Origin of the sequence: Kitasatospora sp. McL0602, assembly GCF_052076145.1 — a bacterium.
GTDB lineage: Bacteria > Actinomycetota > Actinomycetes > Streptomycetales > Streptomycetaceae > Kitasatospora.
Genome location: NZ_CP197246.1, coordinates 7,380,309 through 7,401,607, shown reverse-complemented (window position 1 = coordinate 7,401,607; position 21,299 = coordinate 7,380,309). Strand labels below are relative to the sequence as shown.

Annotated in this window: 19 protein-coding genes; 12 read left to right on the top strand and 7 right to left on the bottom strand. The window is 72.6% G+C overall.

The features are described from left to right. Positions 1–139 precede the first annotated feature (139 nt). Complete coding sequence (locus tag ACR68M_RS33450) at positions 140–859, top strand: ABC transporter ATP-binding protein (protein ID WP_441247906.1); 720 nt, start codon at positions 140–142, stop codon at positions 857–859. A gap of 75 nt (positions 860–934) precedes the next feature. On the opposite strand, the gene ACR68M_RS33445 is transcribed toward ACR68M_RS33450, so the two are convergent. The 5 genes from ACR68M_RS33445 to ACR68M_RS33425 are packed head-to-tail and all read right to left on the bottom strand — an operon-like array spanning position 935 to position 8,162. Then, positions 935–3,088, bottom strand: a complete 2,154-nt coding sequence (locus ACR68M_RS33445; RefSeq protein WP_441247905.1) for an MGH1-like glycoside hydrolase domain-containing protein — start codon at positions 3,086–3,088, stop codon at positions 935–937. Between the two features lie 8 nt (positions 3,089–3,096). After that, positions 3,097–5,115 (bottom strand): beta-galactosidase, encoded by a 2,019-nt coding sequence (locus ACR68M_RS33440; protein WP_441247904.1) that lies wholly within the window; start codon positions 5,113–5,115, stop codon positions 3,097–3,099. Then, positions 5,112–5,966, bottom strand: a complete 855-nt coding sequence (locus ACR68M_RS33435; RefSeq protein ID WP_441247903.1) for a carbohydrate ABC transporter permease — start codon at positions 5,964–5,966, stop codon at positions 5,112–5,114. Before ACR68M_RS33435 ends, ACR68M_RS33440 begins: the two co-directional genes overlap by 4 nt. Then, positions 5,966–6,826 (bottom strand): carbohydrate ABC transporter permease, encoded by an 861-nt coding sequence (locus ACR68M_RS33430; RefSeq protein ID WP_441247902.1) that lies wholly within the window; start codon positions 6,824–6,826, stop codon positions 5,966–5,968. The genes ACR68M_RS33435 and ACR68M_RS33430 overlap by 1 nt, the downstream gene beginning before the upstream one ends. A 4-nt stretch (positions 6,827–6,830) precedes the next feature. Further along, positions 6,831–8,162 carry an ABC transporter substrate-binding protein gene (locus tag ACR68M_RS33425; RefSeq protein ID WP_441247901.1) on the bottom strand — a complete coding sequence of 444 codons (1,332 nt, stop codon included), beginning with the start codon at positions 8,160–8,162 and terminating at the stop codon, positions 6,831–6,833. 103 nt (positions 8,163–8,265) lie between these two features. On the opposite strand from ACR68M_RS33425, the gene gcvPA reads away from it, so the two are divergent. The 5 genes from gcvPA (at position 8,266) to ACR68M_RS33400 (ending at position 13,838) form a co-directional block, all read left to right on the top strand. After that, a complete protein-coding gene (gene gcvPA / locus ACR68M_RS33420) occupies positions 8,266–9,642 on the top strand; it encodes an aminomethyl-transferring glycine dehydrogenase subunit GcvPA (RefSeq protein WP_441247900.1) in 1,377 nt (458 codons plus the stop codon). After that, positions 9,639–11,234 (top strand): aminomethyl-transferring glycine dehydrogenase subunit GcvPB, encoded by a 1,596-nt coding sequence (gene gcvPB, locus ACR68M_RS33415; protein WP_441247899.1) that lies wholly within the window; start codon positions 9,639–9,641, stop codon positions 11,232–11,234. Before gcvPA ends, gcvPB begins: the two co-directional genes overlap by 4 nt. After that, positions 11,231–12,361, top strand: a complete 1,131-nt coding sequence (locus ACR68M_RS33410) for an ATP-NAD kinase family protein (RefSeq protein ID WP_441247898.1) — start codon at positions 11,231–11,233, stop codon at positions 12,359–12,361. The genes gcvPB and ACR68M_RS33410 overlap by 4 nt, the downstream gene beginning before the upstream one ends. Before the next feature lie 16 nt (positions 12,362–12,377). Beyond that, positions 12,378–13,124 (top strand): SDR family NAD(P)-dependent oxidoreductase, encoded by a 747-nt coding sequence (locus ACR68M_RS33405; protein WP_441247897.1) that lies wholly within the window; start codon positions 12,378–12,380, stop codon positions 13,122–13,124. 72 nt (positions 13,125–13,196) lie between these two features. Next, positions 13,197–13,838 (top strand): GntR family transcriptional regulator, encoded by a 642-nt coding sequence (locus ACR68M_RS33400; RefSeq protein WP_441247896.1) that lies wholly within the window; start codon positions 13,197–13,199, stop codon positions 13,836–13,838. A gap of 28 nt (positions 13,839–13,866) precedes the next feature. On the opposite strand, the gene ACR68M_RS33395 is transcribed toward ACR68M_RS33400, so the two are convergent. Both ACR68M_RS33395 and ACR68M_RS33390 read right to left on the bottom strand, forming a co-directional pair. Beyond that, complete coding sequence (locus ACR68M_RS33395; RefSeq protein WP_441247895.1) at positions 13,867–15,147, bottom strand: nucleotidyl transferase AbiEii/AbiGii toxin family protein; 1,281 nt, start codon at positions 15,145–15,147, stop codon at positions 13,867–13,869. Between the two features lie 160 nt (positions 15,148–15,307). Further along, a complete protein-coding gene (locus ACR68M_RS33390; protein WP_441247894.1) occupies positions 15,308–15,508 on the bottom strand; it encodes a hypothetical protein in 201 nt (66 codons plus the stop codon). A 42-nt stretch (positions 15,509–15,550) separates the two neighbouring features. Between ACR68M_RS33390 and ACR68M_RS33385 the strand changes: the two genes are divergently transcribed. From ACR68M_RS33385 to ACR68M_RS33360, 6 genes are read left to right on the top strand one after another with little or no spacing between them, the layout of a single operon-like run. After that, positions 15,551–16,495 (top strand): SagB/ThcOx family dehydrogenase, encoded by a 945-nt coding sequence (locus tag ACR68M_RS33385; protein WP_441247893.1) that lies wholly within the window; start codon positions 15,551–15,553, stop codon positions 16,493–16,495. A 6-nt stretch (positions 16,496–16,501) separates the two neighbouring features. Next, complete coding sequence (locus tag ACR68M_RS33380) at positions 16,502–17,590, top strand: hypothetical protein (protein ID WP_441247892.1); 1,089 nt, start codon at positions 16,502–16,504, stop codon at positions 17,588–17,590. Further along, the gene (locus ACR68M_RS33375; protein WP_441247891.1) at positions 17,587–18,951 is read left to right on the top strand and encodes a YcaO-like family protein; all 1,365 of its coding nucleotides are present in this window, start codon (positions 17,587–17,589) and stop codon (positions 18,949–18,951) included. The genes ACR68M_RS33380 and ACR68M_RS33375 overlap by 4 nt, the downstream gene beginning before the upstream one ends. Next, entirely contained in the window at positions 18,926–19,612 is a 687-nt protein-coding gene (locus ACR68M_RS33370; RefSeq protein WP_441247890.1) for a CPBP family glutamic-type intramembrane protease, read from the top strand. The genes ACR68M_RS33375 and ACR68M_RS33370 overlap by 26 nt, the downstream gene beginning before the upstream one ends. Next, the gene (locus ACR68M_RS33365) at positions 19,609–20,361 is read left to right on the top strand and encodes a CPBP family glutamic-type intramembrane protease (RefSeq protein ID WP_441247889.1); all 753 of its coding nucleotides are present in this window, start codon (positions 19,609–19,611) and stop codon (positions 20,359–20,361) included. Before ACR68M_RS33370 ends, ACR68M_RS33365 begins: the two co-directional genes overlap by 4 nt. Beyond that, a complete protein-coding gene (locus ACR68M_RS33360) occupies positions 20,358–21,299 on the top strand; it encodes an ABC transporter ATP-binding protein (RefSeq protein WP_441247888.1) in 942 nt (313 codons plus the stop codon). The genes ACR68M_RS33365 and ACR68M_RS33360 overlap by 4 nt, the downstream gene beginning before the upstream one ends.

Below are 21,299 nucleotides of genomic sequence, written 5' to 3'. Positions count from 1 at the left end.
GTTCCGGTCTTCTGTGACCGAATATCGGACGATCCTGTCAGAACCGATCAGGTCACGGAAGACTCTTGCGCTCACCCTGTACGAGGTGAGCAAATCTGAATTGCTCAATACACGCCGCTCGGCAACAGGGGGTTGCACCATGACTCAGACCAGTTCCACCGCACCTTCCACCACACCGTCACCGATGGTCGTCGTCGAGGACGTCCGGCGTACCTTCGGCGACGGTCCGCGTGCCGTCCACGCCCTGCGCGGCGTCTCCTTCACCGCCCGCCGGGGGGAGCTCACCGCCCTCAAGGGCCGGTCCGGCTCCGGCAAGACGACGCTGCTCAACCTCGTCGGCGGGCTCGACACCCCGACCGGCGGCAGCGTCACCATCGACGGCACCACCCTCGCCGAGCTGGACGAGGGCGGGCGGCTGGCCCTGCGGCGGGAGCGGCTCGGGTTCGTCTTCCAGTCCTTCGGGCTGATCCCCGTGCTCACGGCCGCCGAGAACGTCGGCGTGCCGATGCGGCTGCGGCACGTCCCCGGGAAGGAGCGCGAGGAGCGCGCCCGCGCCCTGCTCGCGCTGGTCGGCCTGGCCGACCACGCCGATCAGCGCCCCGGCGAACTCTCCGGCGGACAGCAGCAGCGCGTCGCCATCGCCCGCGCGCTGGCCAACCGGCCCGCACTGATCATCGCGGACGAGCCCACCGGCCAGCTCGACTCCGAGACCGGACGCTCCGTCATGGAGCTGCTCCGCGCAGTGGTCCGCAGCGAGGGCGTCACCGCCCTGGTCGCCACCCATGACCCAGCCCTGATGGAACTCGCCGACCAGATCGTCGAGTTGCACGACGGGCAGACGGTGAGCGCGGAGAACTGACCCGTCCGGGAACCGTGCGAGGGCGGAAGGTGCACCACCTCCCGCCCCTTCGCGCAGCCCCCTGTTCCCCTCCGGTCAGTGGTCCGCGACCAGCGGGAGCAGCAGCGCCGCCGACCAGCTGAAGTTGGTCGAGTTGAGTGCCTGCCCGGTGACCGGGTCGTAGTTCTCCATGATCGGGCCGCTCCCGGCCAGACCCCCGGCGTCGGCCAGCAGCCGGTCGGTGAGCGTCGCCGCCTGCCGGTCGTAGCCGTAGCGCCTCAGGCCCGCCAGGGCGAAGTACGCCTGGTCGAGCCAGACCGGCCCGCGCCAGTAGGCCTGCGCGGAGAAGTAGGGCGAGCTCTTCGCGACGGTCGGGAAGGGCACCGGAGTGCCGAACTCCGCCGGGTCGGCGAGCCGTGAACTCACCGCCGCCGCCTGCTCCTTGGAGGCGACGCCGGTCCAGAGCGGGATGACGCCCTCGATGCCGCGCCCGCGCCCGGTCAGCGGGGCGCCGGTGCCGAGGGCGGTGTCGTAGAACCACTCCGTCGCCGGGTCGTACATCCTCGTCCGCACCGCCGAGGCCAGCTGCTCGGCGGCCGCGCCCCAGCGGGCGGCGTCGGCGTGCAGGCCGAGCCGGTCGGCGATCTTCGCCAGGTAGCGCCGGTCGGCCGCCAGGTAGGAGTTCAGGTCGACCGACTCCTGACCGAGCGAGTACCCGACCAGGGCACCGCTCGCGTCGTGGTTCTGCACCGTCGCCGCACCGAGCGCTGCGTCGAAGCGCGGCGCGTTGTCCATGCCGCTCTCCCAGGCGGCGGCCTGCCGGACGTCCTCCGGGCTGCCGTTGGCCGGGTCGACCGTCGCGCCGTACTCGGCCAGGCCGTTGCCGTCGTGGTCCCGGGCCCTCCCCCACCACTGCTGGTAGGCCACCAACTCGGGGTAGAGCTCCCGCAGGAAGCCGGTGTCCCCGCTGCGCTGGAAGACCTGCCAGACCGACCAGGCGGCCAGCGGCGGCTTGGAGTTGCGCTCGTTCCAGTTGCCGCCGCCGTGCTCGGGGTCGTTGTAGAAGACGCAGTCCGGGATCATCCCGGCGTCCTGCGGCCGGTCGGCCGCACCGGGTCGCACCTGGTGGTCGAAGACGGACCGGATCTGCGACTGGGCGAGGGCGGGGTCGAACCGGGCCGTGCCGACGGCCTGCTTCCAGGTGTCCCAGGCCCAGAACCCCCCGGTGAACCACTTGTACGAGATCGACGGTGTGATCCCGTCGTGCTTCAACTCCCCCGCTGCACTCCGCCAGTTGGTGACGAGCGTCTGCACCGCCTTGACGGCGAGCCGCCGCCGGGCGGCGGGCACCCCGTCGGTCGCGGCGACGACGTACCCGCGCCAGCGCCGGTCGGTGGCGGCGACCGCCTGCTGCGGGTGGCGCAGCAGCTCGGCGACGGCCGCGCGCTCCCGGGCCTGCTCGGCGGCGGTGAAGGTGTAGGACTCGGCCCAGCCGAGAGTCTGCCCGCCGCCGGGCCGGAGGGCGAGCGGCGCCGCCAGGTCGGTGCGGTAGCTGTCGCCGTCGACGCTGGTGCGCACGGGCTGGTCGTGGGCGACCTCGAAGTGCTCGGTGCCGTCGGTCAGGTAATCCCAGGTGCTGCGGACCTTCGCGAAGCCGACCGCGACGCCCCGGTCGGTCGCGGAGAGCGCGGGGGCGCTGTGCATCGGTTCGGCGTCGGGCCGCAGCAGAGTGCCCGTCCAGCTGACGGCCAGTTCGCGGCGCTCGGAGCCGTGGTTCTCCACGGTGGCCTGGACGAGTGAGGTCCGGTTGTCGGTGAACCTCAGCTCCAGCGTCAGCCGCAGCCCGCCACCGAGTCGGTAGCGCTGGCGCAACAGGCCCGGCAGCGACGTCAGTTCGGGCACTCCGCCGGCCGCGAGGTCGAGCGGGCGGCCGTGGTCGGTGAGCTGGATGCGGCTGAACTCGCGGCTCAGCCACCAGGGGTACTCCTGGGCGATGTGGAGCGGGCCGGTGAACCCGCCGTAGCTGCTGGGGTCGTTCGCGGCGGGCAGGGCGTAGGCGTGCCAGGCGCCCTGGTCGGCGAAGACGTTGATCCGGTTGAGGTCGCCGGGGTCGGCAGCGCCGGGCACGCCGTGCAGGTCGAGCACGTCGGCGTAGGAGACGACCGGCTCCGCCGCGCGGGCGGCGGGGGCGCCGGTGACGGCTGTGGCGAGGAGCAGCACGGCGGCTGCGGCGCGCAGGGGTTTGGGCACGGGATCCTCTACTCGGTCGGGGGTGTCGGGCGTTGCAGGACGGCCACGCCGAGCGGGCCGAGGGTGAGCGCCGGGCCGGGGGTGCGGGCCGGGTCCAGCAGGTCGGTGGCGGTGGCCCACTCCTCGGGGAGGTCGATCTCGGCGGGGTGGTCGCCGTGGTTGAGCAGGAAGAGGTGGCCCGGCCCCCGGCGGGTGGCCTCGACGCCCTCGGGGGTGTCGAGCACGGGCCTGACCCTGGCCTCGGCGAGCACGGTGTCGAGCACCGCGCCGGTGTCCGGGCCCAGGTCGCAGCCGAGGTACCAGGCGGTGCCCCGGCGGGTGACGGCGGGGAGCCCGGTGAGCGGGCCGGAGGCGTAGCGGGCGACGGGCTGGGCGTCGATGGTCTCCAGCCACTCCGTCCAGCGGGAGGCGGTGAGTTCGCGGCCGTCGGCCAGCGTCACGGTGGTGGTGGCGCCCTCGGGCAGCGGCCAGTACTCGTCCACGACGACCCCGAGGGTCTCGCGCAGCGGCGCGGGGTAGCCGCCGAGGTGGATGTGGTCGTGCTCGTCGACGACTCCGCTGAACGGGCCGCAGACCAGGTGGCCGCCGGTCGCCGCGTAGGCGCCGAGCCAGTCGGCGGTGGTCTGTCGCAGCAGATAGAGGTTGGGGGCCAGCACCACGCGGTACTGGGCGAGTTCGGCCCCGGGCGGGACGAAGTCGACGGCGATCGAGCGCCGGTGCAGGGCGGCGTACCAGGGGCGGAGCAGCTCCGGCCAGCGCATCCGGGCCGAGGGGCGGTCGTCCAGCTCCAGCGCCCACCAGGAGTCCCAGTCGAGCACGATGGCGGTCTCGGCGCGTGTACGGCCGCCGGCGACGGCCGCCAACTGCCGCAGCTCGGCGCCGAACCGGACGCTCTCGCGCCAGCCGCGCGAGTCGGTGCCCCGGTGCGGCAGCATCGCGCTGTGGAACTTCTCCGCTCCGGCCCGGGAGGCCCGCCACTGGAAGTACATCACCGCGTCGGCGCCCCGGGAGACCGCCTGGAGTGACCAGAGTCGTTGCAGGCCAGGGAGCTTGGGTACGTTGACGGGCCGCCAGCTGACGGCGGAGGGGGCCTGCTCCAGCAGCAGCCAGGGGGCGCCGCCCTTGAGCGAGCGCATCAGGTCGTAGTTCAGCGCGGCGCCGACGTACGCCTGCGGATCGGCCGGGTCCGGGTAGGCGTCGTCGGAGACGACGTCCTCCTCCGCCGCCCACTTCCAGTAGTCGAGCGCCTTGAACATCGACATGAAGTTGGTGGTGACGGGTGTGCCCGGCGCGAGCTCGGCCAGCACGGCCCGCTCGGCGCGGTAGCACTCCAGCAGGGCGTCGGAGCAGAACCGCCGCCAGTCCAGCAGCTGGGTCGGGTTGACCGGGCCGGGGGCGGTCCGGGGTGGCTCGACCTCGTCCAGCGTGCGGTAGTGCTGCGACCAGAAGCCGGTGCCCCAGGCGGCGTTGAGCCCGTCGGCGTCGCCGTACCGGCGGCCGAGCCAGCGGCGGAAGTCGGCGGCGGATTCGGGGCAGAAGCACTCGGTGACGTGGTCGCCGTACTCGTTGTGGACGTGCCAGAGGGCGACGGCGGGGTGCCCGGCGTAGCGCGCGGCGAGGGCGCGGGTGAGCCGGACGGCGGCGGCGCGGTAGACCGGCGAGGAGGGGCAGTAGTGCTGGCGGGAGCCGAACTCCAGCCGTACGCCGTCGGCGGTGACGGGCAGCAGCTCGGGGTGGGCGCGCACCAGCCAGGCCGGCGGGGAGGCGGTGGCGGTGGCCAGGTCGACGGCGACGCCGTGCGCGTCCAGCAGCTCCAGCAGCCGGTCGAGCCAGCCGAAGTCCCACTCCTCGGGCCCGGGTTGGAGCCTGGCCCAGGCGAAGACGCCGACGGTCGCCATGGTGACCCCGGCCTCCCGCATCAGCTTGGCGTCCTCGGCCCAGACCTCCTCTGGCCACTGCTCGGGGTTGTAGTCGCCGCCGTACAGCAGGCCGGGGACGCGGGTGAGGTGCTGCCGCTCGCCGCTCACCCCTTCACCGCCCCGCCGAGCAGGCCGGCGACGAACTGCCGCTGGAAGAGGGCGAAGAGCAGGATCAGCGGCAGGGTCGCGAGCAGCGAGCCGAGCATCAGCCCGGAGTAGTCGACCCGGCTGAGGCCGGTCAGGGTGTTGAGCGCCACGGGCACGGTGTACTTGTCCTCGGTGTTGAGCATGAGCAGCGGCCAGATGAAGCTGTTCCACTGACCCATGAAGGTGAAGATGACGAGTGCGCCCAACTGCGGTCGGACGCACGGCAGTACCACACCGTAGAAGATGCGGAGATCCCCCGCGCCGTCGATCCGGGCGGATTCGATCAGTTCGTCGGGGAAGTCGAGGAAGGCCTGCCGCATCAGCAGCACGCCGAAGGAGTTCGCGAGGAAGGGCACCACGATCGCCTGGTAGCTGTCGATCCAGCCGAGGCTGGCCATCATCTGGAAGAGCGGCACCAGCAGCACCTGGAAGGGGATCATCATGGTCGCCAGCACCGCGCCGAGCAGCAGACCCCGGCCCCGGAAGCGGTACTTGGCGAGCCCGTAGCCGCACATCGCGGAGATCAGCGAGCTCCCGGCGGTGTAGACGAGACCGGTGCCGAGGCTGTTGAGCAGCACCCGGCCGATCCCGACGGTGCGTTGCAGCCCGGCGAGGTTGTGCAGCAGGCGGCCGCCGGGGAGGAACGGCGGTGGGGAGCGGAAGAGTTCGGAGGTGTCGTGGGTGGCGGCGACGGCCATCCAGAGGAACGGCAGCAGGCTGGCGGCGGCGCCCAGCGCGAGCAGCAGCAGGACGAGCGCACGAAGGACGGTGGCACGCGGGGGGACAGCGTGCGGGGGGACGGCGCGCCGCATCAGCTGCGCCCCCGTCCGAACAGCCGGAACTGGGCGAGCGAGATCAGCCCGGTGAGCGCGACGACCACCCAGGCGATCGCGGCGGCGTAGCCGAAGTCGCTCTGCTGGAAGCCGACCTTGTAGAGGTAGAGCACCGGGGTGAGGGTGGCGTCCGCCGGGCCGCCCCGGGTGAGGGTGTAGTTCTCGTCGAAGAGCTGGAGGGTGCCGATGGTGGAGGTGATCACGCAGAACAGCAGCACCGGCCGCAACTGCGGCAGCACGACCGAGAGATGGGTGCGGACGGCGCCCGCGCCGTCGACGGCGGCGGCCTCGTACTGCTCCCGGCTGATCGCCTGGAGCCCGGCGAGCAGGATGACGGAGTTGTAGCCCGTCCAGCGCCAGGTGATCGAGGCGATCAGCGCGACCCGGGCCCAGACCGGGTCGTTCAGCCAGTCGACGGGGTGCAGGCCGAGGGCGCCCAGGGCCTGGTTGGCGAGGCCGCCGTCGGTCTTGAGCAGCACCTGGAAGACCACGGCGTACGCGACCAGGGTGGTGACGGCGGGCAGGAAGTACACGGCCCGCCAGGTGCCCCGGAAGCGCAGCCAGGACTGGTTCAGCAGGAAGGCGAGGGCCAGCGCCAGACCGGTCATCACCGGCACCTGGACGGCGAGGACGAGTGCGGTGTTGGTGAGCGAGCGCAGGAAGGCGGGGTCGCCCGCCAGCCGGCGGTACTGGGCGAGGCCGACCCAGCTGGTGACGCCGTCGGCCTGGGTGGTGAAGCTCTGGTAGAGGCTGGCGACCAGCGGGTAGGCGAAGAAGGCGGTGAGGAGCGCGGCGGCCGGGCCGGCGAAGACCCAGGCGCGCGCGGTGCGTCGGGCCACCGCGTCAGCCGAGGGTCGGGCGGCCGGTGGCGGCGGCGATCTGCCGGGCGGCCGAGCCGAGGGCCTTGGCCGGGTCGTCGCCGTGCAGCAGCACCCCGGAGACGGTGGTGTTCATGATGTCGGCGGCCTTGGCGCCGTCCTTGGTGTACTCCACCGCCGGGATGGACTTGGCGAGTTCGGCGAAGACCCGGAAAGCCGCCTGGCCGCCGTAGTACTCCTGCGGGGAGCCGAGGAAGGGGTCGTCGAGGGCGGGCAGGTAGGCGGGGAAGAGGCCCTCGGTCTTCAGCATGGAGACCTGGTTGGCCCGGTCGGCGAGCAGGAACTCGGTGAACGCCCAGGCGAGTTGCGGGTTCCTGCTCTGTGCGGTGACGGCGAGGGTGGAGCCGCCGTCGTTGGAGGTGCGGGGGCCGCCGGGCTCGAAGGCGGGCAGCGGCATGACACCGAACCTGCCTTTCAGCTCCGGCATCTCGCCGGTCAGGGTGCCGGACCACCAGGCTGCGGTGGGCGCGGTGGCGGCCTTGCCCGCCTTGGTGGCGGTGACCAGGCCGTCCCAACCCTTCTCGTAGTCGACCAGCCCCTTGTCGGCGAGGGTCTTGAGCAGGGTGAGCGCCTTGACGGCCTGCGGGGTGTCGACGGCGACTTTTCCGCCGCCCGCGAAGTAGGACTGCCCCTGCTGCTGGAGCAGCATCGCCATCGTGCTGTCCTTGACGGAGTCCATGACAAGCAGCGGGCGGCCGGTCGCGCTCTTCAGCCGCACTCCCGCGTCGACGTAGTCGTCCCAGGTCAGCAGGGTGGCCGGGTCGATCCCGGCCTGCCGGAAGAGGTCGGTGCGGTAGAACAGCCCGCAGGGGCCGAGATCCCACGGCAGTGCTCGCACCCGGCCCCGGGTGTCGGTGACGGTGCCCCAGGCGGCCGGGGCGAACTCGCCCTGGTGAGGCCCGGCGAGGGTGGTGAGGTCGTAGAACCCGGCGGGGAAGTTGCCGAGGTAGCCGGGCAGCCGGGAGCCCTCGACGGTGAGCAGGTCGGGCAGGCCCGTTCCGGCCTGGAGCCCGACGGTGATCTTGTCGTAGGCGCTGTCGTACCCGATGTCGACCACCTGCACGGTGGTGCCGGGGTGCTGCTGCTGGAAGGCGGGCGCGAGGCGCTTCATGGCCTGCGCGGCGACGTCCCAGGACCAGACGGTGACGGTGCCGGCCAGCGGCGCCGAGGGGGTCCGGGCGAGACTGCGCACCGGCTCGGCTGCGCCGCCGGTGGCGCAGCCTCCCAGTGCCAACACGCCTGCGGTGGCGGCGAGTCCGGTGGTGAGGAGCGAGCGGCGGGTGGGTCCGGTGAGCACTCTTGCCTCCGGGGGTCGTGATACTGAATGCTGTATACAGCACACTGAATCCCGACCTTGGCCGTCAAGAGTTGTGCGCCAAGAAGCTTGAGAAGGCGGGAAGATGACACCGACGGACCCGACCGTCCACCCGTACATCCCGAACTCCGTCCCGGCCGTGCGAGCGGCGATGCTCGGCGCCCTCGGCGCCCAGGGCGTCGAGGACTTCTACGCCGACATCCCGGCCGCGCTGCGGCTGGGGCGCCCGCTCGACCTGCCCGCACCGCTCCGCTCCGAGGCCGAACTCGTCCGGCACATGCGGCAGTTGCTCGGACGGAGCACCACCACCCGGCAGGCCCTGAGCTTCCTCGGCGCGGGCTGCTACCAGCACCACGTACCGGCCGTGGTGGACGAGATCGTCAACCGCAGCGAGTTCCTGACCGCGTACGCCGGCGAGCCCTACGAGGACCACGGCCGCTTCCAGGCGCTCTGGGAGTACCAGTCGCTGATGGCCGAGCTGCTGGAGACCGACATCGTCAACGTGCCGGTCTACGACGGCTACCAGGCCGCCGCCACCGCGCTGCGGATGGCCGGGCGGATCACCGGGCGGCGGCGGCTGGTGGTCGCCACTGCCGTCGACCCGGACAAGCTCTCCAAGATCCTCGACTACGTCCGCCCCGACCACGAGCTCACCGTCGTGCCCGTCGACCCGGCGACCGGCCGGGCCGACCTGGCAGCCGTCCGCGCCGCGCTCGACGACGGCACCGCCGCGCTCTACGCCGAGAGCCCCTCCTACCTCGGCATCGTCGACCCGGCCCTGCCCGAGCTGGGCCGACTCGCCCACGCCGCCGGTGCGTTGTACGTGGTCGGCTGCAACCCGGCCTCGCTCGGCGCGCTCACCCCGCCGAGCGGCTACGGCGCCGACCTCACCTGCGGCGACATCCAGCCGCTCGGCCTACCGATGAGCTTCGGCGGCAGCAACGCCGGGTTCATCGCCTCCCGGGACGAGGAGCACCTCGTCGCCGAGTACCCGTCCCGGCTGTTCGGCCTGGTGCCGACGGAGGTGCCGGGCGAGCTGGGCTTCGGTGACGTCGCGTACGAGCGCACCTCCTTCGCCGTCCGCGAGCAGGGCAAGGAGTGGGTCGGCACCGCCGCCGCCCTGCATGGCATCGCCGCCGGGGTCTACCTCGCCCTGATGGGCCCCGCCGGGATGCGCGAGCTCGCCGACGCGGTGCTCACCAACACCGCGTACGCGATGCAGCGCCTGGCCGGGGTGCCCGGCGTCGAGACGCCCTACGCCGGTTCGGTGCACTTCGCCGACTTCATGCTGCGCTACACCGGCGCGCTCGGCGCCGCCGAGATCGACGAACTGCTGCTCGCCCGGGGCATCTTCGGCGGCAGGCCGCTCAACGCGACGGACGCCCTCTACTGCGTCACCGAGCTGCACGCCAAGGCCGAGATCGACCGGCTCGCCGAGACCCTCCAGGAGATCGTCAAGTGACCATCCGTCACGTGCCCGCAGCCCCGGGCCGGATCGCCTCCAAACCGACGCTGCGCCGCTTCCAGCAGGCCCGCTGGGACGAGCCCGCCGTCTTCGACCTGCACACCCCCGGCAGCCGTGGCGTGCTCGTGCCGCTGCCCGAGCCCGAGACGGCCGCCACCGTCGGCGACCCGCTCGCCGGGCTGCCCGCCGCACTCCGCCGGGCCACGCCCCCCGAGCTGCCCGAGATCTCCCAACTGCACGTGCTGCGGCACTACCTGCGGCTCTCGCAGGAGAACCTCGGGGTCGACCTCAACATCGACGTCGGCCAGGGCACCTGCACCATGAAGTACAGCCCCAAGGTCAACGACACCTTCGTCCGCGACCCGGCCGTCGCCGACCTGCACCCGCTCCAGCACGAGTCCACCGTGCAGGGCGTGCTGGAGCTGGTGCACCGGCTGGAGCAACTCCTCAAGGAGATCTCCGGCATGGACCGGGTGTCGCTCCAGCCCGGCGCCGGCTCGGCGGCGATCTGGACGAACGTCGCGATGATCCGCGCCTACTTCGCCGCCCGGGGCGAGCTGGAGCAGCGCGACGAGATCATCACCACCGTGTTCTCCCACCCCTCCAACGCGGCCTGCGCCGCCACCGCCGGTTTCAAGGTCGTCACGCTGTACCCGGACGCCGACGGCTACCCCGACATCGAGGCGCTGCGGGCCGCCGTCGGCCCGCGAACCGCCGCCCTGCTCATCACCAACCCCGAGGACACCGGGATCTACAACCCCCGGATCGCGGAGTTCGTCGCGCTCGTCCACGAGGCCGGCGGCCTCGCCGCCTACGACCAGGCGAACGCCAACGGCATCCTCGGCATCACCCGGGCCCGCGAGGCGGGCTTCGACCTCTGCCACTTCAACCTGCACAAGACCTTCTCCACCCCGCACGCCTGCGGCGGCCCGGCGGCCGGAGCCTGCGCCGTCACCGAGGCACTCGCGCCCTACCTGCCGCGCCCCACCGTCGAGTTCGACGGCGAGCGGTACCGCCTGGACGACGACCGGCCCGAGTCGGTCGGCAAGATCCGCCCGTACTACGGCGTGGTGCCGAACCTCGTCCGCGCCTACGCCTGGATCATGACGATGGGCGCCGAGGGCCTGCGCACCGCCGCCGAGACGGCCGTGCTGAACAACAACTACCTGATGCACCAGGTGCTCCGCATCCAGGGCGTCTCGGTGCCGTACGCCGAGGGCCGCCCCCGGCTCGAACAGGTCCGCTACAGCTGGCAGCGGCTGAATGCCGACACCGGCCTGCACAGCGAGGAACTCGGCTACCGGGCCGCCGACTTCGGCACCCACTACTGGACCAGCCACCACCCGTACGTCGTCCCCGAGCCGATGACGCTGGAGCCGACCGAGTCCTACTCCCGGGCCGACCTGGACGAGTACGCGGCGATCCTCGCCGAGATCGCCCGCGAGGCGTACGAGGACCCGGAGACCGTCCGCACCGCGCCGCACCGCGCCGCCGTCCACCGCATCCGCCCGGAGACCCTGGACGACCCGGCGCGCTGGGCCGTCACCTGGCGGGCCTACCGCCGCAAGATCCTCGGCGAGGAGGTGTGACGACTCCCCGGGTCGGGCTGGTGGTCAACCCCGTCGCCGGGGTGGGCGGCGCGGTCGGCCTCAAGGGCAGCGACGGCCCGGCGGTGCAGGCCCTGGCCGCACAGCTCGGCGCCCGGCCGCACGCCGTGGAGCGCGCCGCGCTGGCCCTCGCCGAGCTGACCGCCCGCCACCCCGGCGGGTTCCAACTCCTCACCGCCGGCGGGCCGATGGGCGCCGACTCGGCCACCGCCGCCGGGCTGCACCCGCAGCTCGTGCACGACCCGGGCCGGCCCACCACCCCGGCGGACACCCGCGCCACCGTCCGGGCGCTGCGCCGGGCCGGGGTGCGGCTGCTGCTCTTCGCCGGGGGCGACGGCACCGCCCGCGACGTCCACGATGCCGAGCCCGGCTGCCCGGTGCTCGGGGTGCCGACCGGCGTCAAGATGCACTCCGCTGTGTTCGCCGTGCACCCCCGGGCCGCCGGTGAGGCCGCCGCCGCCCATCTCCGCGGCGCCGGCCTGCCCGTGCACGACCGCGAGGTGCTGGACCTCGACGAACAGGCCCTGCGCGAGGGCCGGTTGGGGGCCAGGCTGCACGGCCACCTGCCCGTCCCGGAGCTGCCGCTGCGCCTCCAGCAGCGCAAGACCGGCAGCACCGCCCTCGACCCCGCCGCCGTCGGCGGCATCGCCGCCGAGCTGCGCTCCCGCCTCGCCGAGGGCGAACTGCTGGTGCTCGGCCCCGGCACCACCACCCGGGCGGCCGCCGCCGCGCTGGGCGCCGGGACCACCCTGCTGGGCGTCGACCTGCTCACCCGCAGCGGCGACGGCCTGCGGCTGCTCGCGGCCGACCTCGGCGCCGCCGAGCTGCACACCCACCTGCGCGGCCGGGTGCCCTGGGTGGCGCTCTCCCCCACCGGCGGGCAGGGCTTCCTGCTCGGCCGGGGCAACCAGCAGCTCTCCCCCGCACTGCTCCGCGCCGCCGGGCGGGGGCGGCTGCTGGTCCTGTGCACCGAGGCGAAGCTCGCCGCGCTGGGCGGGCGGCCGCTGTTGCTCGACACCGGCGACGAGTCGCTCGACCATGACCTCGCCGGCCACCTCCCGGTGATCACCGGCCACGGCCGCCTGGCGCTCTACCGCGCCGTCCACTGACCCCACAGGAGCTCACGTGATCAACCTCGAAGGCAAGCGGGCCGTCGTCACCGGCGGAGCCTCCGGCATCGGCCGGGCCACCGCCGCCCTGCTGGCCGAGCTCGGCGCCGTCGTCGTCATCGCCGACCTCGACCGCGAGCGCGGCGAGGAGGCCGCGAAGGAGACCGGCGGGGTGTTCGTCCGGTGCGACGTCTCCCGCCGGGAGGACTGCGCCCGGGTGGTCGACACCGCCGTCGCCCTGCACGGCGGGGTCGACGTGCTGTTCAACAACGCGGGCATCATCCGCCGTTCGACGGTCTGCGAGATCACCGACGACGACTGGGATCTGGTGATGGCCGTCAACGTCCGCTCGGTGATGCTGCTCAGCGGCCTGGTGGTCCCGCTGATGGCCGCGAGCGGCGGCGGCAGCATCGTCAACACCGGCTCCGGCTGGGGCATCAAGGGCGGGGCGCGGGCCGTCTCGTACTGCGCCTCCAAGGGCGCGGTGGTCAACCTGACCCGGGCGATGGCGATCGACCACGGGCCGGCCAACATCCGGGTCAACTGCGTCTGTCCGGGCGACACCGCGACCGGCATGCTGGCCGAGGAGGCCCGCCAACTCGGCGAGAGCGTCGAGTCCTTCTACGCCGACGCCGCCGACCGCCCGCTCGGCCGGATCGGCCAGCCGCAAGACATCGCCCGCACTGTCGCCTTCCTGGCCAGCGACGCCGCCGCGTTCGTCAGCGGCGCCGTGATAGCCGTCGACGGCGCCGGCACCGCCTGACGCCTGCCCGCCGAGTCCACCACCCGAGCCCCCTGGGATACTCAGCTCAACGAACGAGGAGAGGGCCGCACCATGCCGATCGAGCGTCGTCCCCTGCGCGAGCAGGTCAAGGACGAACTCCTGGAGCGCCTTGCCAGGGGCGAGTTCGTCGCCGGTGAGCCGGTCAACGAAGTCCACCTCGCGGCCGAACTCGGCGTCAGCCGTACGCCGTTGCGGGAGGCGATGATCACCCTCGAACGGGAGGGCATCATCACCAGCGAGCGCGGCAAGGGCTTCCGCTTCGCCCTGCTCAGCGCCCAGGAGTTCCGCGATCTGACCACCATCGTGGCCGCCATGGAGTCGCTGGCGCTGGAGCTCTCCGACCCGGGGCACCTGCGCGACATCGCCCCCCGCCTGCTCGCCGAGGCCCGCGCCTTCAACGCACCGCAGGCGCCGTACGACGTGATAGAGCGCTACGACGACGCCTGGCACGACCTACTGCTCTCCGGCTGTCGCAACGAGCGGCTGATGGATCTGATCACCAGCCTCAAGCTCACCATGCACCGCTACGAACGCCTCGCCGTCGGCGATCAGGACGTGCTGGAGCGCACCGCCGAGGAGCACGAGCGGATCGCCGAGTGCCTCCTCGGCGGCAGCGTCGAGGAGGCCGCCGTCGCGCTCCGGCACAACTGGACCAGCGGGATGGAGCGCATCCTGGAGCGCCTCCAGGCCTGATCGGACAGGGCCGGGCGGGGAGGGGCGTTCACTCGCAGAGCCCGGCGATCGAGTGCTCCAGGGCAGCCTGCCGCTGCTCGTAGTGCCGGGCCCAGCCCACCCAGGACGGGTGCTCCAGCAGCAGCGCGAGCACCTCGCGCGGGCCATGCCGCTCACGGCCCAGCAGCTCGCGCACCACCACGACGGCGGGCAGCAGCGGCGCCTCCGCACGGGCCAGCGCCGCCAGCACCGCGGGCAGACCGGCCTGCTCCAGGAGCGCGCGGTAGCGGGCCACCAGCGGCGCGACCAGGCGAGCCTTCCGCTCGTACTCGCTCCCCTGGGCCGAGCTGCCCACCGGCCCCCGGAAGGTCGGCTCCAGCGCCACCATCAGCCGGAGCACGTACTCCTGCGCGTCGCCGGTGACGGACGGGTACTCGGCCGCGAAGTGGTCCCATTCCACCTCCGCCGCCAGCTGCTCCAGGCCGTCCAGCCCGTAGGGGAGCGTCGCCGCCCGCAGGTCGGCCTCCAGGTACGCGGCGTGGAAGACCTCCGGGCGCAGCGGGTAGCGCTCGGCGAGGAGCACGGCGTCGTAGAGGTCCTTGCCCTGGGCGTGCAGGTCGGTCAGCAGCCAGCAGAGCTTCCAGGCGAGGGACAGTTCGGGGGTGGCGGCGTTCAGGGTGACGCCCTCGGCGACGGTGGTCGGCTCGGGGTCGGTGTGCAGGTACTCGTTGAAGACGAAGTCGAGCTGGACGGTGCCGCCGGCCGTGCCGGGGGCCGTCCAGGGGAGCACCAGGCGGCAGCCGGGCACCCGGTCGTACGTCCAGATCTCCTCGCTCACAGCCTCCGCCGCGCTGATCCGGATCTCACCACCGAGGCTCAACTCCTCTGCTGCCAAGGCGATCTCGGTCAGCATCCGGGCCGTCCGGGGCTCCGGCATCGCCCAGCTCTCGGGGACGACGACGAAATCCAGATCGCCCGGCTCGCGGGCCTCGGCGCCGATCCAGGCGGCGAGGGCGACGCTGCCGCGCAGCACGAGGTGTGCGGCCCAGGGCGTGCCGGCGAGGGCGGTGAGCACCAGCTCCATGGCGGCCCGCCGGGCGGTGTGCCAGGCGCGCTCCACGGCCGGGTCGGCGTACTGCGGGTCGCCGGCCCGGTAGGCGTTCCGCAGGTGCTTCAGCGCGGGCTCGAAGACCGGGCGCTGCACGGCGAGTTCGTCGGCCACCGGGCGCAGCGTGAGCGGCACGCCCAGGCCGGGCCGCCGCTCGTCGGGCAGTGGGGTGCGGGGCACCTCCGTGCTGTACGGGCCGAAGCTCTCCCAGCTGCCGGTCATCCTCGGTTCTCCTCCGCCATTACCGCCGGTGATCTCTTCTGCCGCATTCTCGCACTGTTCCGGGCCGGAACGCATCGATTAAAGGCTGCTTCCACCCCATATCCAGGGATCGGGTTTGTTGCTAGGCTCCAAGCCGCTCGATCCCCAACACCCCCGTCAATTACCAGGGTTGGAGGTGAAGGAACATGTTGAGCTTCTCGAGCCAGATCGGCAGCACCGCCACTGGCGGCGCGTTCGTCCAGGTCGCCCCGGGCGCCAGCACGACGTGCGGCGGCGGCAACTGCTGTTGCAGCTCCTGCTGTTCCTGGTAGGTGCAACTGCCGGGCGGGGCTTCTTCCGCCCGCCCGGTGGCCGTCGTCAACCACCGGGACGCCGACGAAAGGCACTCAGGCAGAAGATGTCGTTGAAGGATTCCGAGGAAGCCGTCTCCGGCTATCTCGACAGGCACCCCTATCTCGCTTCGGTGGCCGGCTTCAGCCAGCAGCACACCTCCATCTCCACGTACAGCGCGACGACGGTGGTCCGGGCCCCGGAGGCCGTGGTGCGCGGGCGCTGGAGCCCTGCGGTCGAGGGCTTCGCGGGCGAGGAGCTGCTGCTCAACCACCGCCGCAGCAACCGGGATCTGGGCATGCAGCTCGGGGTGTCCCGGTACTACGCGCACGACGCGGTGCTCTCCACCGCGCACAGCGACCTGCGTGAGCGCCTCGACGCCGCGATCGCCCTGCCGGAGCACCGCCGGCTCAAGACCGGCCTGAGCTCCACCGTCATGTCCCGCCGCAGCGGCCGGGGCTTCTCCGGGAAACCCGCCACCCTCGACGAGCTGGCCACCGTCCTCTGGCACGGCCAGGGCATCTCCGGCAGCCTGCCCGTGCCGACCGCCCAGGACCCGGACGCGGCGGTTCCGCTGCGCAACTCCCCCTCCGGCGGCGGTCTCTACCCGATCCGCCTAGGTGTCCTCGCCCAGCACGTCAAGGGCCTGGCCCCGGGCGCGTACGAGTACCAGCCGCACAGCCACACCCTGCACCCGGTGCGCCCGACGCCGACCCCGGTCGGCCTCGCCGATCACCTGTGGACGGCGGACGTGGAGCTGGACAAGGTCGCCTTCGCGCTCGTCTACCTCTACGACATGTACGTCAACACCCAGAAGTACGGCGACAGCGGCCTGGTGTACGCGCTGATCGAGGTCGGCGGCATCTCGCAGAACGTGCACCTGGCCCGGACGGCGCTCGGCATGATCGCCTGCGACCAGGGCGGGTACGACAAGCAGCAGCTCGAAAAGACCATGGGGTACGACGGCACCTCCCGCCATGTCGTGCACTTCACCCTCGTCGGACACGGAGAGGTCTAGCCGTTCATGACCGTTGCACCGACCGAGCCCCGGCTCGGGCTGGCCACTTCGGTGCGCCTGCTCGCCGTGGAGCCGCACGTCATCCGACTCCGCTGGGGCATCTGGAACTTCCAGGAGGTGACGATCGACCTGCGGGCCGAATCACCGGCCGTGCAGGGCGCGATGACCTCCTTCTTCGCCACCCTCGCCTCCGGTGGGACGGCCGACGGATCGTTCGAGGGCGCCGACGGGCTCTCCCCCGTCGAGCGGGCCAACCTCGGCATGGTCCTCACCGAGCTGCGCCAGGCCGGCTTCCTGGCCTTCGACCGCGCCTTCGAGCGCGGCGCGGACATGGCCCGGGTGCTGCTGGGCAATCTCGACCTCTACGGCTCGGCCGAGTCCGCCGAGGCGGGTGTCGGCTTCGCCGCCGACTCCCCCTCGGCGACGGCCTACGTCGCCGGGCAGGCCGAGGCGCTCGGCGCCGAAATAGAGCTGCTGCCATCGGAGTTCATGCGCGAGCTGCACGGCGCCGACCTCACCTCCGGCATGGGCGGCCTGGGCGCCGCCGACGCCCTCAAGCGGCTCGGCGGCTACGTCGAGCACTGCGACTCGCTGGTCGTCAGCATCAGCCAGGCGTCGATCCTCACCCTGCGCAATCTCAACCGGCTGGCCTGCAGCCTGGAGAAGCCCGTCGTGGTGGGCCTGGTCGACGGCCCGTTCGCGACGGTGGTCGGCACCCAGAGCCCGCGCACCGGCTGCCTGGAGTGCTTCGAGCAGCGCTCGCTGGCCCGCCTGGAGGACCACGTCGGCTACCACGCCTTCACCGGCGCGGGCGCACCGGCAACTGCCCACCGCGCCAACGGCGTCGAGGCGATGCTCTGCGCCTTCCTGGTCAACGAGGCGGTGCTGCTGCGCTCGCTCGGCACCTCGCGCTTCCTCGGCCGGGCGTTGAGCATCTACCTGCCGACGTACGAGATGCAGGCGCAGGACGTGCAGCGGATCGCCACCTGCCCGGCCTGCGGGCACGTCTCGCGGGACATCGTGCAGGAGGTCAACTTCAACAGCCGGGTGGTCGTGGACCGCCACGTCCGGGGCGCCCTCGGGGAGCCGCGATGAGCGGCCTGCCGATGCGCGGCTACCCGGGCATGACGGCCGCGCTCGGCCGGTACGCGAAGCTCGGCGGCAACCAGGGCGGCATCCTGCCGGGCATGCTGGTCTCCGTCGCCGCGGTGGAGGGCGAACCCTTCCTGCGCTCGGCGACGGCGGCGATGCCGCAGTACCACCGGCTCGCGATGGCCGACCCGCACATGAAGATGCAGTACCACCTGGCGGGTTACGGCCCGACCAACGAGGAGGCCGTCACCCGGCTCACCGGTGAGGCGGTCGAGCGGTACGCCGCGATCATGGCGATGACGCTCTTCGAGCACCGGGTGGAGTACGCCTCCTACAAGGCCCTCTCCTCCCGGAACGCCTGCATGCCGCTGGAGCTGCTCGGCATCTTCACCGCCCGGCAGCAACAGCAGCTGGCCCGGATGATGCACCGCTACTCCCCCGAACTGCCCACCGAGGACGACGTCATCGCGTGGATCGCCTGCCCGTCCCTGACCCGGCCGGGCCAGGACGTCTACGTGCCCGCCCAGTTGATGTTCCTGGGCTTTCGCAGCAGCACGACGTACCAGGACAAGATGTTCACCCCGTCCTTCTCCACCGGCACGGCGGCCCACGTCTCGCTCGACAAGGCCCTGCTCGGGGCGCTGGTGGAGGCCGTGCAGATCGACGGCTTCGTCCTCAACTGGTACACCGACGCCAAGGCGCCGGTCGTCGAACTCGGCCCGGCCGAGCACGAGTTGCTGGCCGTCTCGGGCCTGGCGCCGGACGGCCCGTACGAGGTGCGGGTCACCCAGCTCAGCCGGCCCGAGCTGCCGCTGCCGAACATGGGCGTCACCCTGGTGCGCCGCGACCGCAAGCTGCCGTACATCGCCTTCGGCCTCCAGGCCGACCCGGACCCGCGCTACGCGCTGCTGCGCGGCTCGGCCGAGGCGACGGCGATCCTCGGCATCGGCATGTTCAGTACCGTCTTCGACCTCCCGAGCGTGCACTTCGCCCAGAACGGCTCCGCCTACACCGATCTCGACACCAACGTGCTGTACTTCGCGGCCCCGCACGACGCCGAGCGCAAACTCGCCGCCGTGGAGAGCCGCACCTCGGGCCGGATCGGCTTCGGGTCGGTGCCCGCCTACGCGGACGACGACCAGGCGGCGATCCGGCGGCTGATCGGTGATCTCGCGCAGGTCAGCGAGTGGGCGAGCTATCTCGACATCACCCCGCCGGAGCTCGCGGACACGCCCTGGAAGGTCGTCCGGGTGCTCATCCCGGAGCTGCTCAGCATGTGCCTGCCCGGGTTCCCGGCGAGCGGCCACCCCCGGATGCGAGGCTACGGGGGCGTGACCAATGTGGTCCCACACCCGCTACCTTGAGTGCCTGACGGTGGCGGCGACCATCGCCCCCGCCGAACTCGTCCGGGTGGCCACCTCGTTCGCCACCTCGGTAGCCACCCGGGGCGCCGCTGCGGCGCGGGCCCGGCTCGGCGTCCCGGCGGCCTACCTGGCCGTCGGGGCGCTGGCCCTGGCCGTGGCGGCGGCCGGGCACTTCACCCCCGGCTACCTCACGGCCTGGCGGGCGGACCCGCGCTGGCTCGCGCTCGCCGTCGCCGCCGGAACCGCCCTGGTGGCGGTGGAGTTCGCCGTCGGCGCGGTGCCGAAGCTGCTGCGCGGGCAGCGTGGCCTGCGGCTCGCCGTCACGGCCGTCACACCGCTCGGCGCCGCCTACCTCGGCTCCATCGCGGTGACGGCCGTCGCCGAGGAGGTCCTCTACCGGGGGTTGTGGATCGGGGTCCTGCACGAGCGCCTGCTACTGCCCTCCGGCGTGGCGATCGCCTTCGCGGCGGTCGCGTACGCGCTCGGGCACCTCTTCTTCGGCGGCCCGGCGGTCGCCCAGAAGGCGGTGTCCGGGGCGGTGTTCGGCCTCGCCCTCGTCGCGTCCGGCAGCCTGCTCGTGCCGCTGGTCGCCCATCTGAGCCAGAATCTGGCCGTGTTCGCGCTCGGGACACGCGGGTCGAGGCAGGCCGCCGCCACGTGAACCCGCTCGCGTACGCCGCCGCCTGCACCGGAGCCGTCGCCGTCTGGCTGGCGCTCTACCGGCTGCCCTTCGGCGACCCTGCCGTCCGCCGACGCCTGGCGCTCCACCTGGGCGACCTCACCGGCGGGCACCCCGACCGGGCGTTCGCGGTCTTCGCAACCGCGCTCTACCTCGCCCTCGGCGGCGCGGTGCTGCTCGCGCTCACGCCTCTGACAGATCTGACGCTCAGTCAGATTCTGGGCACGCCCTCCCTCGCGGGCGGCTTCGCGCTGCTCCTCGCGATGGCCGGCACGTCCAGCCTCAACACCCTGTGCGTCTCCCTGCTCTACCGCTGGAAGCCGGGCGTCGACGTACCTGGCGAGATCGCCCGCATCCAGTGGATCTCCTCGATCCTGACCCTCCCCCGCCACTACCGCTGGGCCGTCCCGGCGGTCGCCGCACTGGTGGAGGAGGTGGTCTTCCGAGGCATCGTCTTCCTGGGCATCGGCTCACTCGGCGGCGGATTCCTGCTCGCCGCCGGAGCCAGCACCCTGATCTTCGCCCTCGGCCAGGTCGTCCTGGTAACGACTCCCGTACAGGCGTACGTGATGGGGACGTCGAGCGTGATCCTCGGAGCGGCGGGCACCACCCTGATCGCGGCCACCGGCAGCATCGTGCCCGCCGTGCTCCTGCACATGTCGTTCGCCGGGTTCTACACCACCATGAGCGCCGCCTCCGCCACCAGCCAACCCAGGAGGGTCAACCTATGACGGTGGTCCTTGACGTCGACCGACTCACCATCACCTACGGCTCGTTGACCGCCGCGCGGGAGATCTCCTTCCAGGTCGCCGCCGGGGAGATCGTCGGGCTGGTCGGGCCGAACGGCGCGGGCAAGACCTCGATCGTCGAATCGGTCGGCGGCCTCCGACGGGCCGTCACCGGCGGGTCGATATCGCTCTGCGGCGTCGATCCGCAGCGCGACCGCAAGGCGGTCGGCCACCTCGTCGGCATGCAGCTCCAGGAGTCGCTCTTCCCCAGCCGGGCCCGGGTCGGCGAGCTCTGCGACCTGTACGAGGCGATCTACCGCGCACCCGGCGCCGCGCACGCCCTGCTGGAGACCTTCGGCCTGGCCGACCGGCGGCGCAGCCTGATCTCGACCCTCTCCGGCGGCCAACGCCAGCGGCTGGCACTGGCATTGGCTCAGACCGGTGACGTCCGGCTGGTCGTCCTGGACGAGCTGACCACCGGCCTCGACCCGCGAGGGCGCCGGGACACCTGGAGCTGCGTCCTCGACCTGGCCGCGCGCGGCGTGGCCGTGCTGCTCACCTCGCACGACATGGAGGAGGTCGAGACGCTGTGCGCCCGGGTCGGCGTGCTGCGCTCGGGCGAGCTGCTCGCCTTCGACACCCCCGCCCGGCTGACCGCGGCGCACGGCGGCCAGGCGGCCTTCCGGGTCGATCTGGACAGCACCGGCCCGGACGCCGACCTCGCGCACCAACTGGACTGCCTCGGTCTCGCCAAGCGGCCCAGCACCGTGCCCCGGCGGCTGAACTACACCGGCCGCTTCCCCGAGGACTTCAACCGGCTCACCGACCTGGTGCGGGCCGCCGGGCTGCCCGCCTCTGCCGTCCAGCACCGTTCACCGGCCTTCGAGGACGCCTACCTCGGGCTGGTCGAGGGTGCACCCAGCCCGGAGAGGAGCCGTTGA

What these genes read in the sequence shown, in the direction of transcription:
- ACR68M_RS33370 (WP_441247890.1), top strand. Translation starts at nt 18,926, where the DNA reads ATGTGGTCCCACACCCGCTACCTTGAGTGCCTGACGGTGGCGGCGACC.
- ACR68M_RS33400 (WP_441247896.1), top strand. Translation starts at nt 13,197, where the DNA reads ATGCCGATCGAGCGTCGTCCCCTGCGCGAGCAGGTCAAGGACGAACTC.
- ACR68M_RS33375 (WP_441247891.1), top strand. Translation starts at nt 17,587, where the DNA reads ATGAGCGGCCTGCCGATGCGCGGCTACCCGGGCATGACGGCCGCGCTC.
- ACR68M_RS33380 (WP_441247892.1), top strand. Translation starts at nt 16,502, where the DNA reads ATGACCGTTGCACCGACCGAGCCCCGGCTCGGGCTGGCCACTTCGGTG.
- ACR68M_RS33450 (WP_441247906.1), top strand. Translation starts at nt 140, where the DNA reads ATGACTCAGACCAGTTCCACCGCACCTTCCACCACACCGTCACCGATG.
- ACR68M_RS33435 (WP_441247903.1), bottom strand. Translation starts at nt 5,966, where the DNA reads ATGCGGCGCGCCGTCCCCCCGCACGCTGTCCCCCCGCGTGCCACCGTC.
- ACR68M_RS33395 (WP_441247895.1), bottom strand. Translation starts at nt 15,147, where the DNA reads ATGACCGGCAGCTGGGAGAGCTTCGGCCCGTACAGCACGGAGGTGCCC.
- ACR68M_RS33360 (WP_441247888.1), top strand. Translation starts at nt 20,358, where the DNA reads ATGACGGTGGTCCTTGACGTCGACCGACTCACCATCACCTACGGCTCG.
- gcvPA (WP_441247900.1), top strand. Translation starts at nt 8,266, where the DNA reads ATGACACCGACGGACCCGACCGTCCACCCGTACATCCCGAACTCCGTC.